At 74.2% G+C, this 15,426-nt stretch carries 11 protein-coding genes; 3 read left to right on the forward strand and 8 right to left on the reverse strand.

Annotated features, from left to right (window positions below; translation table 11 throughout):
• Nucleotides 1-25 precede the first annotated feature (25 nt).
• From IPK37_00290 to mraZ, 8 genes are all read right to left on the reverse strand, one after another.
• Entirely contained in the window at nucleotides 26-1,531 is a 1,506-nt protein-coding gene (locus tag IPK37_00290) for a UDP-N-acetylmuramoyl-L-alanine--D-glutamate ligase (protein ID QQS02569.1), read from the reverse strand.
• 5 nt (nucleotides 1,532-1,536) lie between these two features.
• Nucleotides 1,537-2,652: a phospho-N-acetylmuramoyl-pentapeptide-transferase gene (locus IPK37_00295; GenBank protein QQS00990.1), complete on the reverse strand. Its 1,116-nt coding sequence runs from the start codon at nucleotides 2,650-2,652 to the stop codon at nucleotides 1,537-1,539.
• The gene (locus tag IPK37_00300; protein ID QQS00991.1) at nucleotides 2,649-4,028 is read right to left on the reverse strand and encodes a UDP-N-acetylmuramoyl-tripeptide--D-alanyl-D-alanine ligase; all 1,380 of its coding nucleotides are present in this window, start codon (nucleotides 4,026-4,028) and stop codon (nucleotides 2,649-2,651) included. Before IPK37_00300 ends, IPK37_00295 begins: the two co-directional genes overlap by 4 nt.
• The gene (locus IPK37_00305; GenBank protein QQS00992.1) at nucleotides 4,025-5,608 is read right to left on the reverse strand and encodes a UDP-N-acetylmuramoyl-L-alanyl-D-glutamate--2,6-diaminopimelate ligase; all 1,584 of its coding nucleotides are present in this window, start codon (nucleotides 5,606-5,608) and stop codon (nucleotides 4,025-4,027) included. Before IPK37_00305 ends, IPK37_00300 begins: the two co-directional genes overlap by 4 nt.
• A gap of 9 nt (nucleotides 5,609-5,617) precedes the next feature.
• Nucleotides 5,618-7,438 (reverse strand): penicillin-binding protein 2, encoded by a 1,821-nt coding sequence (locus IPK37_00310; GenBank protein ID QQS02570.1) that lies wholly within the window; start codon nucleotides 7,436-7,438, stop codon nucleotides 5,618-5,620.
• A gap of 84 nt (nucleotides 7,439-7,522) precedes the next feature.
• Complete coding sequence (locus IPK37_00315; protein QQS00993.1) at nucleotides 7,523-8,176, reverse strand: hypothetical protein; 654 nt, start codon at nucleotides 8,174-8,176, stop codon at nucleotides 7,523-7,525.
• A complete protein-coding gene (rsmH, locus tag IPK37_00320; GenBank protein QQS00994.1) occupies nucleotides 8,173-9,243 on the reverse strand; it encodes a 16S rRNA (cytosine(1402)-N(4))-methyltransferase RsmH in 1,071 nt (356 codons plus the stop codon). The genes IPK37_00315 and rsmH overlap by 4 nt, the downstream gene beginning before the upstream one ends.
• A 205-nt stretch (nucleotides 9,244-9,448) precedes the next feature.
• Nucleotides 9,449-9,880 carry a division/cell wall cluster transcriptional repressor MraZ gene (gene mraZ, locus IPK37_00325; protein QQS02571.1) on the reverse strand — a complete coding sequence of 144 codons (432 nt, stop codon included), beginning with the start codon at nucleotides 9,878-9,880 and terminating at the stop codon, nucleotides 9,449-9,451.
• 107 nt (nucleotides 9,881-9,987) lie between these two features.
• Here mraZ and IPK37_00330 point away from each other — a divergent pair, with 107 nt between their 5' ends.
• The 3 genes from IPK37_00330 (at nucleotide 9,988) to IPK37_00340 (ending at nucleotide 15,422) form a co-directional block, all read left to right on the forward strand.
• Nucleotides 9,988-11,394, forward strand: a complete 1,407-nt coding sequence (locus IPK37_00330; GenBank protein ID QQS00995.1) for an AAA family ATPase — start codon at nucleotides 9,988-9,990, stop codon at nucleotides 11,392-11,394.
• A 75-nt stretch (nucleotides 11,395-11,469) separates the two neighbouring features.
• Complete coding sequence (locus IPK37_00335; GenBank protein ID QQS00996.1) at nucleotides 11,470-13,017, forward strand: DUF58 domain-containing protein; 1,548 nt, start codon at nucleotides 11,470-11,472, stop codon at nucleotides 13,015-13,017.
• Nucleotides 13,014-15,422 carry a transglutaminase domain-containing protein gene (locus tag IPK37_00340; protein ID QQS00997.1) on the forward strand — a complete coding sequence of 803 codons (2,409 nt, stop codon included), beginning with the start codon at nucleotides 13,014-13,016 and terminating at the stop codon, nucleotides 15,420-15,422. Before IPK37_00335 ends, IPK37_00340 begins: the two co-directional genes overlap by 4 nt.
• The last annotated feature ends 4 nt before the right edge of the window (nucleotides 15,423-15,426 follow it).

The raw sequence follows: 15,426 nt of genomic DNA on the forward strand, positions 1-15,426 counted from the left end.
TGGGCCTTCCCCTCGGCCCGCCAGGTCAGTCCGCCAGACCGAGGTGGTGGCGGACGGCGCCCGCGAAGGCGTCCCCCCGGGCCCCGTAGTGGGGGAACATGTCCATCGACGCGGCGGCCGGCGCCAGCAGCACCACGTCGCCGGCCTGGGCGAACTCGGCCGCCCTCGCGACGACGAGGTCCATGGCACCAGTGTCCGTCGCCGCGACGTCGACCACGGGGACCTGCGGCGCGTGTCGAGCGAGCGCGGCGGCGATCTGTGAACGGTCACGGCCGATCAGGACGACCGCGCGCAGCCGATCGGCCCGGTCCCGGACGAGGTCGTCCACGTCGGCCCCCTTGAGCAGGCCGCCGGCGATCCACACGACGGAGGGATAGGCCGCGAGCGAGGCGGCCGCCGCGTGCGGGTTGGTGGCCTTGCTGTCGTCGACCCAGGTGATCCCGTCCTGGGTGGCCACCTCGGCGATGCGGTGGGCGTCGGGGCGGAAGCCGCGCAGCCCGTCGCGCACCGCGGCCGGGGGGACGCCCACGGCGCGGGCGAGCGCGGCGGCGGCGAGGGCGTTGGCGACGTAATGCGGTGCGGGGTCCGTGGCGCCGCGGCGCAGATCCGCCAGGGTGCCCAGCTCGGCGGCCGACGTCTGGCGTTCCGCGACGTACGCCCGGTCCGCGAGCACGTCGTCGACCAGGCCCACCATGCTGACCGCCGGCACCCCGAGGGTGAAGCCGATCGCGCGGCAGCCGTCCTGCACCTCGGCGTCGCGCACCATCTGCTCGGTGGCGGGATCCTGGACGTTGTAGACGCAGGCGACCTTGGTGTGGGCATAGACGCGGGCCTTGTCCGCCGCGTAGGCCTCGACCGACCCGTGCCAGTCCACGTGATCGGGCGCGAGGTTGAGGCAGACCGAGGCCAGCGGGGCCAGCGAGCGCTGCCAGTGCAGTTGGAAGCTCGACAGTTCGACGGCGATCACGTCGTACGGCGTGGGGTCGAGGACGACCTCCATGATCGGCGTGCCGACGTTGCCCGCGGCGACCGCGCGCAACCCGGCGGCCGCGAGGATCGCGGCGACCATGCGCACCGTGGTCGTCTTGCCGTTCGTGCCGGTGATCGCCAGCCACGGCGCCGCGCCCTCCCGCGGGCGCATTCGCCAGGCCAGCTCGACCTCACCCCAGATCGGGATCCCCGCGGCCGCCGCGGCGGCGAGCAACGGCTGGTCGGGGCGCCAGCCCGGCGAGGTCACGACGAGCTCGACGGGGGCGTCGGTCGGCAGCGCCGCCACGTGCTCGGGACCCAACCGGACATCGGCGTCGAGCATCCGCAGGATCTCGGCGCGCTGGGTCAGCTGCTCCCCCGTGCTGGCGCCGTCCACGACGATCACGGACGCGCCGCGGTCCAGGAGGGCGTCGGCGGCCGCGAAGCCGGACACGCCGAGGCCGGCGACGAGGACGCGCAGGCCGGACCAGTCCGCCTCGCGGCAGGTCAGGCCGGGACGGGGTTCGTACGCCGGGTCGGGCGCGGCACCAACCGGTTCGATGGGGGTCAAATCGTGCCTCCGGCCACCCACTCGGCGTAGAAGAGGCCGAGCGCCAGGGCGGCACAGACGCCGGCGATGATCCAGAACCGGATGACGATGGTGACCTCGTTCCAGCCCTTGAGCTCGAAGTGGTGCTGCAGGGGGGCCATGCGGAAGACCCGTTTGCCGGTCATCTTGAAGCTGGCGACCTGGATGATGACCGACAGCGTGATGATGACGAACAGGCCGCCGAGCAGGATCACGAGCAGCTCGGTGCGGGTCATGATGGCCAGCCCGGCGAGCGCCCCGCCCAGGGCCAGCGAGCCCGTGTCGCCCATGAAGATCTTGGCCGGCGAGGCGTTCCACCACAGGAAGCCGAAGCACGCCCCGGCCACGGCCGCGGCGAGGATGGCCAGGTCGTAGGGGTACGGCGTGTCGTAGCAGTGCTGCGAGGTCGCCACGGGATAGCAGGCCTGGTTGGACTGCCAGATCCCGATCAGGACGTAGCTGCCGAAGACCATGCTGGACGCCCCGGTGGCCAGCCCGTCGAGGCCGTCGGTGAGGTTCACCCCGTTGGAGGTGCCGGCCACGATGAGGTTCATCCACAGCACGACGAGGATCAGCCCGACGACCGACCCGGCGGCGAACAGGTCCAGCCAGCCGATGTCGCGGACGAAGCTGATCTTCGTCGAGGCCAGTGGCGTGCCCCGCGCGTTGGTCAGGGTGACGGCGGCGACGGCGAAGGCGCTGCCGACGAGGAGCTGGCCGAACAGCTTCTGCGCCGAGCGCAGGCCGAGGCTGCGCTGCTTGCTGATCTTGATGAAGTCGTCGAGCCAGCCCACGAAGCCAAGGCCGGTCATGAGGCCGAGCACGAGCAGGCTGCTCGGCGTCAGGCCGAGGCTCACGGTCCCGTCCGGCTTGGTCATCGTCAGCAGGTGCGAGCCGAAGTATCCGACGATCGTGGCGCCGATGATGACGACGCCGCCCATGGTCGGGGTTCCCCGCTTGGTCTTATGCGTGGTCGGTCCGTCGTCCCGGATGAACTGTCCGTAGCCGCGCTTGACGAGGAACTTGATGTAGAGCGGAGTTCCCAGCAACGCCAGGAACAGCGACAGCGCCGCGGCCGCGACGACGGACCTCATGCTCCGACCTCCGATGTCACCAGGCGGTCCCCGAGATGCCGCAGGCCGCTCGCGTTGCTCGACTTCAGCAGGACCACGTCGCCGGGCGCGAGTTCGTCGCGCAGCAGGTCGTACGCCGTGTCGACGTCCGGCGTCGTCGCGCCGCGCCCGCCGGCACCCTCGGCCACCGGTCCGGCCCCCGCGCCGACCGCGAGGACGCGATCCACCCCGAGCGATGCGGCAAGCGCCCCGCACTCGCGGTGCGCGGCGGCGGATCCGGCGCCGAGCTCGAGCATCTCGCCGACGACCGCCCAGGTGCGGCGGCCCGACCCCATCGCGACCAGCGTGCGCAGCGCGGCGGCCAGCGAGTCGGGGTTGGCGTTGTAGGCGTCGTTGAGCACGGTCACCCCGTCGGGCCGGTCGTGCCGCTCCAGGCGCCAGCGGCTGGCCAGGTGGGCGCGCGACAGGGCCGCCGCGATGGCGGCCACCGACATGCCCGCCTCGCGGGCCACCGCGGCCACCGCCAGGGCGTTGTCGACCATGTGCTCCCCGAGGACCACGAGCTGGACGGGGGCCGACCCCTCGGGCGTGAGGAGGGTGAACGCGGCGCATCCGTCGGCACCCATCCGCACGTCGACGCCCCCGATGTCGGCCTGCGGGCTGCGGCGGCCGGTGCGGACGACCCGCGCCGCCGTACGGTTCGCCATCGCCGCGACCAGCGGGTCGTCGGCGTTGAGCACGGCGAGACCGTCGGCGGGCAGCGCCTCGACCAGCTCGCCCTTGGCGGCGGCGATGGCCTCCCGGCTGCCGAACTCGCCGACGTGGGCCGTGCCCACGTTGAGCACGACGCCCACCCGGGGGTGGGTCATGTCGGTGAGATAGCGGATGTGGCCGATCCCGCGCGCGCCCATCTCCAGGACCAGGTGCCGGGTGTGGGCGGTGGCCCGGCACACCGTGAGCGGCACCCCGACCTCGCTGTTGAGGGAGCCGACGTTGGCGACGGTGGGGGCGTGCTCGGCGAGCACGGCGGCCATGAGGTCCTTGGTCGACGTCTTCCCGGAGGAGCCGGTGACGCCGACCACGAGCAGCCCGTCGATGTCCTCGATGACGGCCGTGGCCAGCGCGGCGAACGCCTGCTGGACGTCGGGGACGAGCACGTACGGCGCCGCGTCGACCGGCGCCGTGACCAGGGCCGCCACGGCTCCCCGACGGACCGCGTCGCCGGTGTAGGCGTGGCCGTCGGCGTGCTCGCCGATGCGGGCGACGTACAGCGACCCGGCCGCGGCCTCCCGGCTGTCGGTGACCACGGGGCCATCGATCACCAGGCCGCCCGCGTCCGGCGGCATCAGCCGCCCCCCGGTGATCTGCGCGACCCGCCCCAGCTCCAGCCGAATCATGAACCCCTCACCTCTGCCCACGCCGTCCGAACCGCCTGCCGGTCGTCAAAGGGCCGATAGCTGCCCATGACCTCCTGCCTCGTCTCGTGGCCGCGACCCAACACCGCGACGACGTCCCCCGGCGCCGCCGCTCGCAGGGCGGTCGCGATGCCCTCCGCCCGGCGGTCGACATCGAACACCTGCGCGTCCGCCCCGCCGGCCGCGCGCGCCCCCGAGGCTATGTCGGCGCGGATCGAGGCCGGATCCTCGTCTCGCGGATTGTCATCCGTCACGACGACCACGTCCGCACCACGAGCGGCCGCCTCGCCCATCAGGGGCCGCTTGCCGCGATCCCGGTTGCCGCCGGCCCCGACGACCGCGATCAGGCGCCCGCCGCCGACGGTCGGCCGCAGCGCCGCGAGGGTGGCCCGGATCGCTTCGGGCGTGTGGGCGAAGTCGACGTACACCGTCGGGGCGTCGGCGCCCAGGTCGACCCGCTCCATCCGCCCGGGCACCGTGGCCCCGGCGGCCACCGCGCGCTCGACGTCGTCCGCCGGCACGTCGCGGGCCAGCAGCACGAGGGCGGCCATCGCCGTGTTGGCGCGGTTGTAGTCCCCGGGGAGGGCCGCGCGCAGCCGCAGGCGTCGGCCCGTGGCGGCCTCCACGAGGTCGAACTCGCCGCCGACCCCGCCCGAATCAGGAGTGCTCAGCGTCCAGTCCGCGTCGGCCCCGGAGCGGGTGGCCAGGGTCGTCACCGGGATCGTCGCCTCCTGCGCCAGCCGCGCGCCCCACGCGTCGTCGACGCACACCACGCCGCGCACCGCGCGTTGCGGCGTGAACAGGCTGGCCTTGGCCGCGTAGTAGTCCGCCATGGTGCCGTGGAAGTCCAGATGGTCCTGGCTCATGTTCGTGAACACCGCGACGTCGTAGCGCACCCCGTCCACCCGGTGCAGCGCCAGCGCGTGGCTGCTGACCTCCATCACGCACGCGGTCACGTCGCGTTCCCGCATGGCGGCGAACAGCCCGTGCAGATCGCAGGACTCCGGCGTCGTCCGCACGGCCGGGATGGCCTCGTCCGCGATCCGGATCTCGATGGTGCCGATCAGGCCCGTGCGCCGACCGAGGGCGCGCAGCGCGGCCTCCAGGATGTACGCCGTGGTCGTCTTGCCGTTGGTCCCGGTGATCCCGACGAGCACCATGTCATCCGCGGGGCGACCGTAGAGCGCGGCGGAGACGGCGCCGAGGACCCCGCGAGGGTCGGGCACCACGATCCGCGGGAGCCGGACGCCCGCGGCCCGGAGCAGGTCGGCGCCGGCCGGATCGGTGAGCACCGCCGCGGCCCCCGCAGCCGCCGCACCGGTCCCGAACGAGGCGCCGTGCGCGTTGCTGCCGGGCAGCGCGGCGTACAGGTCTCCCGGGACGACCAGCCGGCTGTCGAGGGTCACCCCGCTCAGGGTGACGTCCGCGTCGGCCGCTTCGGCCGCGTCGGGCCCTGCGGGGCCGGCGGGGCCGTCGACGAAGGCGAGCTGACCGCCCGCGACCTCGGCGATATCGCGCGCGGAGGCATGGGGCGCCCGCGCCGGGCGGGGGGTGGTGCGCACCGATCGAACCTATCGCGTCCGGTTGCGGTCAGCTTGGGCTCCCCAGTAGTTCGGGAACGGGGTGAGGGCGCTTCCGGTGGGGGGAATCTTGAACTTCTGCAACGCATAGGTCATGACGGACTTGAACGGCGGGGCGACGATCGCGCTGCTGTTGCTCTCCGGGGCCTGCAGGATCACCGCGCAGATGAGCTGGGGGTCGTCGGCGGGGGCGATGCCGATGAACGACAGGGTGTTCTTGCCCGCGTACCCGCCGTTCTCGGCGATGTCGGCGGTGCCGGTCTTGCCGGCCACCCGGTAGCCCGGGATCACCGCCCCGACCGCCGTACCGCCTTCGCTGGTGACGTTCTCCATCATCTTCAGCAGGGTCTTGCTCGTCTCCTCCTTGAGCACCCGGGTGCTCTCGGGGAGCTTCGCCGGGTGGAAGGTGCCGTCGGCGTCCGTGGTCCCCGCGATGAGGGTGGCCGGCACGCGCACGCCGCCGTTCGCCACGGTCTGGAAGACACCGGCGGCCTGGACGGCGGTCACGGCGAGGCCCTGGCCGTACATGACGGTGTAGCGCTGGCTGCCGCTCATCTTGTCCGGTGTGAAGAAGAGGCCCGGGGACTCCCCGGGGAAGTCGGTGGCCGAGGTCGAGCCCAGGCCGAACTTCTTCTGGTAGTCGTACAGCGTCTGCTCCGAGAGCTTCTCCGCGATCAGGGTGGTGCCGATGTTGCTGGACAGCGCCAGGATGCCGGTCGCGGTGAGGGACAGCGTCGCGTGCCCGTGCATGTCGCTGATGCCGTTGACGAAGCCGGGGCGTTGCAGCACGTTCGGCACGGTGTACTGCGCCTCCGGCTCCGTCACGCCCTGGTCGAGGCTGGCGCCGATCGACATGACCTTCGCCGTCGAGCCGGGCTCGAAGGTGGCCTGGAAGGGCAGCGCCCCGGTGATGTCCTTGCTGCCGATGTTCTTGGGGTCGAACGCGGGGTATTGCGCGGCCGCCTTGATCCGGCCCTGCTTGTCGAGGACGACGATCTCGCCCCAGCGGGCCTTCTGCTCGGCCACCTTGGCGGCGATGGCGTTGTAGGCATACCACTGCAGGTCGTTGTCGATCGTGAGTCGTACGCCGGTGCCGGGCACCGCCTTGATGACCTCCCGGTCCGCCATCGGGATGACCTGGCCCGTGACGGAGTACTCCGCGGTGATCTGGCCGGGCTTGCCGGTCAGGGCCTCGTTGTGGACGAGTTCCAGCCCGCCGCCGCCCTCGCCCTCCTTCGCCTGCCCGTTGACGCCGACCCAGCCGACCAGGGGCGCGGAGGCCGCGCCGCCGGGGTAGGTCCGCTCCTGCGTCGCCTCACCCCAGAGCCCGTTGACGCGCAGCTCGCTGACCCGCCGCCAGGTCATCGGCTCCAGGCCCTTCTTCAGCTCGCGGTAGCAGTCCTTACTGTCCTTGGGCGTGAGCTTCGCCTTGAGGTCGCCCTCGGCCATGCCGAGCACGGGCGCCAGCTCGCGGGCGGCCCCGTCGACGCCGACCTCGGTGCCGTCCTTCAGCCACTTGGCCACCTCTTTCGGGCAGGCCAGCACCGTGTAACGGTCGACGTTCTCGGCCAGCGCCACGCCGGAGGCGTCGGTGAACTGCCCCCGAACCGCCGGCAGGATGGCGGGCTTGCCGCCCATCCGCTGGTCGCGGGCGCTCTCGGCGATGGCGCTGGCCTCGACGGCCTGCAGGCGGACGAGCTGGGCCGCGAAGATGCTGAAGATGAACAGCGTCGCCACGAAGAGCGCCCGGGCCCGGCGCCGGCCGTTGGCCAGCCGGCGCCGGCCGTTGGCCAGCCGGGGCCGGTGGGGCACGCCGGGCGTGAGGCGGGCCGCGACCCCCCGGTTTCGGTCCTGCGTCACGCGGGTCGCCTCCCTGGTCCTCGTCGGCTGATCGGTCTACTGGCGGCTGGTCTGGGTGGCGGTGGCGCGGGCGGTCGACGGGCGCGCCTGGGTCGGTTGGGCGGACCCCTGCCGCGTCGTCGTGGGCTGCGGCGCGCGCGGCGCCTGCTCCCCCGCGGACGCCGGGCTCGGCGCCCCGCCCGCCACGTTCGTCGGCGTCGCCGTCGGCTGGTTGGATGCCGCCTCACCCGGCTTCGCGGTCGGGTTCTCGCCCGGCTTGACGGGCGTTCCCGCGTCCCCGACCACCGTAAGAGGGTCCTTGGCGGCCTCCTTGGGTGCCACGCCGAGGATCTTGCCGTCGGGCAGGGAGAGGAACATGGCGGCGACGCCGGGGACCATGCCCTGGGACGTCGCGCGCTGCGCAAGCTTGCCGGTGGCGGACTCCACCGCCAGCTCTTCGCGCAGCTTGGCCTCCTGGTCGGCGGCGAGGGCGGACCGCTTCTGCAGCCGGTCCATCTCATAGGAGCCCGCGGAGAGCTGCATGTTGAGGAACAGGACGGCGATGAGGCCGGCCGCCAGCACGAACGAGCAGAGCAGCACGAACGGCAGGTTGCTGCTCGCCCGGGCCACCGGCGTGACGAGTTGCAGCGTGGGCCGCTGCGGCACGGGTCGACGGGCCGGGCGTGCGGTCGTCGCTGCGCTCTGACTCATCGGCGCTGCCCCTTTCCGGTGGTTCGGGTGGTTCCGGTCGCTGTGGCGGTTCTGCTGGATCTGGCGGGTCGTGCGGGTGGGCCTGGTGGTGCGTGCGCGGGCCGCGGCGGCGTCGACGCGATGCGGCGTACGGCCCGGAGCTTGGCCGAGGCGGCCCGAGAGTTGCGTGCGACCTCCGCCTCGTCGGGGGTCTCGGCCCCCCGCGTGAGGTTCTCCAGGTACGGCGCCTGCTCGGGCAGTTCGACCGGCATCCCCGGCGGTGCGGAGCTGGTCGTTCCCGCCGCGAAAACCCTCTTGACCATCCTGTCCTCACCGGAGTGGTAGGACAGGACTGCGACACGCCCGTCGAGCGCGCAAACCTCGATGACGCGCGGCAACGCGGCCGCGAGGGAGTCCAGTTCGCCGTTCACCTCGATGCGCAGGGCCTGGAACGTGCGTTTGGCGGGATGCCCGCCGGTACGCCGGGAGGCCGCGGGAACCACGCGCTGCAGGAGCTCGACCAACCGCCCCGAGGAAGAGAACGGCGCCCGGTCCCGCTCCGCCGCGACGGCCGCCGCGATCTTGCGGGCGAAGCGCTCCTCGCCGTACGCGGCCAGGATCCGCGCCAGCTCCGCCGGCGGGTAGGTGTTGAGCACGTCCGCGGCGGTGGTCGGCAGGTCGGGGTCCATCCGCATGTCGAGCGGCGCGTCGACGCGGTAGGCGAATCCGCGGTCGAGCTCGTCCAGTTGGAGGGACGACACCCCGAGGTCGAGCAGCACCGCCTGGGCGCTCGCCAGGCCGTGGTCGGCGAGGACCTCGCCGATCTCGTCGTACCGCGCGTGCGCCCCGACGAACCGGTCGCCGTACGACGCGAGCCGCTCCCGGGCCAGGTCCAGCGCCTGGGTGTCCCGGTCGATGCCGATGACCCGAGCCTGCGGGCAGGCCTGCAGGATCGCCTGCGCGTGCCCGCCCAGGCCGAGGGTGCCGTCGACGCAGACGGCTTCGGGTTGGGCCAGCGCAGGAGCGAGAAGGGCCACGATGCGGTCGCGCAGGACCGGCACGTGCCGTTCGATGGCGGACGTGCTCACGATGGCCTCCTTTCGAGGGCCGCGAGGACGGGATACCCGGGGAAGGCGACGGGTCCTGGCGTCCGGTCTCCCGCCGCCCCCTTCGGCCCGGGATCGGGGAAGTATCCCGGGACGATCGAGGCGGCAGGAGACCGCACGGCAGGACCCGCGGCGACGCCGGTCGCGCGTACGTCGGGTGCCGGGGGCACCGACGTGGCGAGCAGGCTCAGAGCAGGCCGGGGATCACCTCCTCGGACTGGTCCGCGAAGGCCTGCTCGGTGCCGGCCAGGTAGGCCTCCCAGGAGGGGGTGTCCCACACCTCGACGTGGCTGCCCTGGCCGATGACGGTGACCTCGCGACCGAGGCCGGCGTACTCCCGCAGGTTCGCGGGAATGGTGACGCGACCCTGCTTGTCGGGGATCTCGTCGGAGGCCCCGGAGAGCAGGACGCGCGTGTAGTCCCGGACGGCCTTGTTCGTCACCGGGGCGGCCCGCAGGCCCTCGGCGTACCGCACGAACTCATCCATCGGGAAGACGTAGAGACAGCGCTCCTGACCGCGGGTCACCACGAGGCCGGCGGCGAGCCGGTCGCGGAACTTGGCGGGCAGGATCAGCCGGCCCTTCTCGTCCAGGCGCGGGGTGTGCGTGCCGAGGAACATGACCGGCACCACCTCCCGTCCTGACCGGGCGGGGGGACGCCACGCCTCCCCCCACTCCTCCACGATACTCCACTTCCCTCCACCGTCAACGTTCGGATCGGTCGGTCATGGCGACATCTGAGGCGTTTCTGCTGGTCAATTGCGGTGGTGGGAAGTGGAGGTTGTGGTGGTGCAACCCCACGGCCCTGCGGCACCCGCTCGACGGCAAAGCCTGGGGGCTTAGCGGGCGAGAGGCGCTGACCTCGGGCGATGCCGGGCGATCGAACGTGCCGGGCGGGACGACTGGAGGACGAGTGGAGGGCGAGTGGAGGGCGAGTGGAGGACAGTGGAGGGGCCCTCCCCCGGGGCCGGCGACGGCATCCCGGCCGGTCCGGAACCGCCGGTTAGCCCTCGACTGCAAGCAATGTGAGGGAGGATGTCCGCACCGCCGCAACGAGGAGGGTTCCGTGGACGTGAGCGAAGCCGACGCCGCAGCGAGCGCGCGGCCGTCGCCCCGGGCGGCGGCGCGCGACGCCCGCGCGGATGCCGCCGGCGCTCCGGCGCCGACCGCGACCGCGCCGGCCGCGACCGCCTCGCTCGATGACGTCGCAACCCTGGCCGAGGCGCTGCGCGCCAGCATCGGGACCGTCATCGAGGGCAAGCACCAGGTCATCGACACCGCCCTGGTGGTCCTGCTCGCCGGCGGTCACCTGCTGCTGGAGGACGTGCCCGGGGTGGGCAAGACCACCCTGGCCAAGGCGTTGGCGGCCTCGATCGACTGCCCCATGCGGCGCATCCAGTTCACGCCCGACCTGCTCCCCTCGGACATCACCGGGGTGAGCATCTTCAACACCCAGACCCACCGGTTCGACTTCCGCCCGGGCGCGATCTTCGCCAACGTCGTGGTCTGCGACGAGATCAACCGCGCCTCCCCCAAGACCCAGTCCGCCGTGCTGGAGTGCATGGAGGAGGGCCAGGTCAGCGTCGACGGCACGACGTACGCGTTGGAGGCCCCGTTCCTCGTGGTGGCGACCCAGAACCCGCTGGAGATGGAGGGGACCTACCCGCTCCCGGAGGCGCAGCGGGACCGGTTCATGGCCCGGCTGTCGATGGGCTACCCGGCCCGAGCCGCCGAGCTGGAAATGCTCGATGTGCACGGCGGCCCCTCGCCACTGACCCGGCTGCGCCCCGTCACCGACGCGGCGGGGGTGCTGGCGGCGATCGTCGCCGCGCGAGAGGTCCACGCGAGCCCGGCGCTCAAGGGGTACGTCGTGGACCTGGTGGCCGCAACCCGTGCTGACCAGGGGCTTCGCCTCGGCGCGTCGCCCCGGGCGGCCCTGCACCTGCTGCGCGCGGCACGCGCCCGGGCGGCGATGGCCGGGCGCGATCATGTGCTGCCCGACGACGTCCAGGCCCTTTTCACGCCGGTCGTCGAGCACCGCGTCCTGCCCTCGGGGCAGGCCCAGCTCGCGGGGCGGACCCCGCGGGACGTCCTCGCCGATCTGCTGCGCCGAGTGCCGGTGCACGGGGGCTGACGGGTGCGCCGCCTCGGCCGGCAGGCCCGGCCCCGTCCGACTCGATCGCGGGGGCTCACGGATCGCGGTCGGGCGTTGCTCGGCGCGGGCGTCCTGCTCGCCGCCGGCGGGCTGCTGCTGGGCTTCCTGGACCTCACCCGGATCGGGTTGTTCTGCCTGGCCATGCCCGTCGTCACCCGGTTCGTGACCTGGCGGCGCCGACCGCGCCTGGCTGTGGAGCGCTCGCTGGAGCCGGCGCCGCTGGTGGCCGGACGGCCGGGCCGCATCTCGCTCACGGTGCGCAACGTGGGCCCGCGCGGCTGCGACCCGCTGGCGGCCGCCGAGCAGGTCTCGCCGTGGCTCGGGTCGACCGCGCGGCTCGTGTTGCCGCCGCTGCGGCCGGGCGAGGAGACGACCGGCAGCTACGACGTACGGCCCACCCGACGCGGCCGGCACCTGGCCGGGCCGCTGCGCGTGGTGGGGCGGGACGCCCTGGGCCTGACGCACCTGAGCACGGCCGTCGGATCGGCCCTGGAGGTCCTCGTGCTCCCGCCCGTGCACGACCTGTCCGGCGGGGACCCCATCGGTCTCGGCATGGGCCACGAGGGCGACGCGCCGGCGAGCGTGCTGGCCGGGAGCGAGCACGACGTGTCGGTGCGGGAGTACCGGCAGGGCGACGACCTTCGGCGGGTCCACTGGGGGGTGACCGCGCACCGGGGCCGGCTGATGGTGCGGCACGAGGCGCTCCCGCGGCTGCGCCGCGCGGTCCTGCTGCTGGACGCCTCCGCGCCGACCTGGGGCCTGTCCCTCGACGCGCGGCCGCGCCCGCCGGGCGAGTCCGGCGAGTCGGGAGGGTCGGGCGCGTCGGGCGCTTCGGCCGACCAGCTCGCGGCGGCGGCTCGGCGCGCGGCAGACGCCGACCCGGGCGCCGCCTTCGAGTGGGCCGTCGAGACCCTCGCCTCGATCGCGGCCCACCTGGCCGGGCTGGGCTTCACGTTGCACCTCGTGGTCGCGGGCGGCGCGCCGAGCGAGGCGGGCCGTGCCGAGGACCCGGCGCGGCCTCTGCTGCTCGATGACGTCCTGACCCGGTTGGCCCTGGCGATGCCCGGCGGAACCGCCTCGCCCGCGGCGGCCGGGGACCGAGCGGCGGGAACCGAGCACCCTGCGGCTCCCCTGTCCGGATCGCTGTCGGCCACCGCCCGCGAGGTCGCCGGGGCGGGCGGCCTCGTGGTACTCGTCACCGGGGATCGCTCCCCGCACGCGGCGCACGAGACCTTCGGGGTGCTGCGCACGGGACTCGCGGGTCTCGCCGTGGTCGTCGACACCGGCGCGTTCGCGCGGGCCGCGGGGCGCGACTGGTGGCTGCCGAAGGAGACGGCGACCGACGGGTCGGCGCCCGGCCGATCGGCTGCGGCACCCCGGGTCACGGACGGCGAGGCGACCACGCACGGGGACGAGGGGACGAGCGAGGAGGCGCGCCGGCTGTGCGCCTACGCGCGCTCGGGCGGGTGGCGCGCCGTGCCGGCCGGGGCCTCGACGACGCCGGCCGTCGCGTGGTCGAGGCTGCTCGGCGGGCCCCGGGCCTGGGTGGCCGCGCCGGACGGCCCGGAGGCAGCGCGGCCGCGAGCGGAGGCGACGTGGTGACCAAGACTCACCCCGCGATGCACTCCGGCGCCCAGCCGACCGCCACCGTGCTGGCGGTCCTGGCCCTCGTCGCGGCCTCGTGGCCCCTGGGACGCCTCTTCCAGGAGTCGCCCTGGTGGCCGTCGGCGCTCGTCGCGATCGCCGCCGTGGCCATAGCCGGCCTGGTCCTGCGGGCCCGCCGCGTGGGGCCGACCGGGACGGCCGGGGCCCAGCTGCTGCTGCTGGTCATCATCCATTCGGTCGCGTTCGCTCCCCGCGAGCCGCTCCTCGGCGGGCTGGTCCCCACCTGGTCGACGCTCACCCATTGGCGCGACCTCGCCGCCGCGGCCGGGCGGACCATCATGGAGAACGCCGCGCCGGCGCCCGCCCCGACGGGGATCGCCTTCCTCCTTTCGGCCGCGATCGGCCTCGTCGCCTGGGCCGTGGACGTCGTCGCGGTCGGCTCGCGCATGCCGGCCGTCGCGGGCCTGCCGCTGCTCACGCCCCTGCTCACGGCCGTCGCCAACAGCTCGGGGACGCTCGACGCGGGCGCCGTGGCGCTGCCGCTGCTCCTCTGGGGGGCCATGCTCCTGGAACAGGAGCGGGATTGGCTGGCCTCGTGGCGGCCCGACCTCGCCGGAGCCCACCGGCTTCCCGCCCGGGGCCGCCGGCTCCTCGCCGGGGCGACCGTCCTCGCCGTGGGGCTTCTGGGCGGCCTGGGTGCGGCGGCCGCGCTGCCGCATCTGCCGCAGCGCTACCTGGCCGACGGGCTCGGGCGCGGGGAGTTCGGGACCGGCAACCGGGTGGGCTTCTCCCCCGACACGGATCTGCTGCAGGATCTGCGCAGCGGTGACCGGACGCCGATCCTGACGTACACCTCGGACGACCCCGAGAGCCCGCCGCTGCGCGTCATCGTCTCCAGCGCCTATAGCGACGGGCACTGGTCGCCCCGCACGCCCGCCGCCACGCCGTCGCAGGCTCCCGTCCTGCCCCGGCCCTTCGGGCTGACCGAGCAGGTGCCCACCACGGAGGTCCACCTCAAGGTCAGCCAGACCGCCTTGCGGTTCCCCTATCTGGCGAGCCCGGTGCCGATCGTCTGGGGCACGGTCGTCGGGGCTCGCTGGGCCGTCGACGACCCCACCGGCGTCCCGGTCGTGGACGCGACGCCCCGCTCGTACGACATCACCTACCTCGCCCTCAACCCGACCCCGCAGGCGCTCGCCGCCGCGCCGCCGGCGGGTCGGGGTTTCCGCGAGTACACAACGCCCGCGCCGGAGGTGCTCACCCCGCGCTTTGCGGCGTCGACGCAGGAGGCCATCGGGGACGCCGTGGCGCCGTACGAGCGGGCCGTCCGCATCCAGCAGTGGCTGCGCGCATCGGGCGGCTTCCGCTACTCCCTCGACCTGGCCCCGGCGCCCCCGGGAATGGACGAGACGACGGCGAAGCGGACCGCGTTGGACCGATTCCTAGAGACCAAGCAGGGCTACTGCGTCCAGTTCGCCACGGCGATGGTCATGATGGCCCGCGCGCAGGGCATCCCGGCGCGGCTCGCGACGGGGTTCCTGCCGGGGACCTCGCAGGGCACGACGCGGGTGGTCCACGCCAGCGACGCCCACGCCTGGCCGGAGCTGTACTTCGAGGGTGCCGGCTGGCTCCGATTCGAGCCGACGCCCTCCGACCGCAGCGGACCAGTCCCGCGCTATGCGACTGGCACGGCCGCACCCAGCGCGACCACGACGACCTCGGCCTCGCAGACCTCCACCGCCCCCCTCACGCCCACGCCCAGCCAGGCGACGGAGCGGCCCGACACCGACACGGGCGCCGTCGACGCCGGAGCGGCCGAGTCGGTCTGGGCGTTCTGGTGGCGCCTCGGCGGTGGCCTCGTGCTCCTGCTGGCCATCGTGCCCGCCGTGGCGGCGGCGGTGCGGGCCCGACGCCGCGCCAGCGCCCGCGACCCGAGCGAGGCGGCCGAGGCGGAATGGCTGATCCTCACGGAGCGGCTGCAGGACCTGGGGTTGGACGTACCGGCCGCCGCCACCCCCCGCCAGCTGCACGCGCGCGTCACGGACACGGCCGTGCTCGACCGGGAAGCCTCCACCGCGCTGCAGCGGGTGCTGCTCGCGGTGGAGACGGCGCGGTACGCGCCGCCCCGCGGCGCGTCTCGCCCCGGTTCGTCGCCCGCGGGGGCTGCGGACGACCAAGGGGGTACGTCGAGCAGAGCGGGTACGTCGGGCGCGGCCGGCGGCGAGACGAGTACGTCGAGCGCGGCGGCGCGGGCGCTAAGGACCGACGCCCGCACCGTCGTCCGGGGTGCGGCGTCCCTGCGGTCGGGCACGATGCGCGCGCGCGCCGCCCTGCTGCCCCGCGCGGGCCTGCGCGCCATGCACCTGCCCGTCCCGGAGAACCGCCCACCCCCACGGCACTGAGCAG

It is taken from the genome of Austwickia sp., from assembly GCA_016699675.1.
Classification (GTDB): Bacteria; Actinomycetota; Actinomycetes; order Actinomycetales; family Dermatophilaceae; genus Austwickia.

What these genes read in the sequence shown, in the direction of transcription:
- IPK37_00300 (QQS00991.1), bottom strand. Translation starts at nt 4,028, where the DNA reads ATGATTCGGCTGGAGCTGGGGCGGGTCGCGCAGATCACCGGGGGGCGG.
- IPK37_00330 (QQS00995.1), top strand. Translation starts at nt 9,988, where the DNA reads ATGGCGACATCTGAGGCGTTTCTGCTGGTCAATTGCGGTGGTGGGAAG.
- mraZ (QQS02571.1), bottom strand. Translation starts at nt 9,880, where the DNA reads ATGTTCCTCGGCACGCACACCCCGCGCCTGGACGAGAAGGGCCGGCTG.
- IPK37_00315 (QQS00993.1), bottom strand. Translation starts at nt 8,176, where the DNA reads ATGAGTCAGAGCGCAGCGACGACCGCACGCCCGGCCCGTCGACCCGTG.
- IPK37_00295 (QQS00990.1), bottom strand. Translation starts at nt 2,652, where the DNA reads ATGAGGTCCGTCGTCGCGGCCGCGGCGCTGTCGCTGTTCCTGGCGTTG.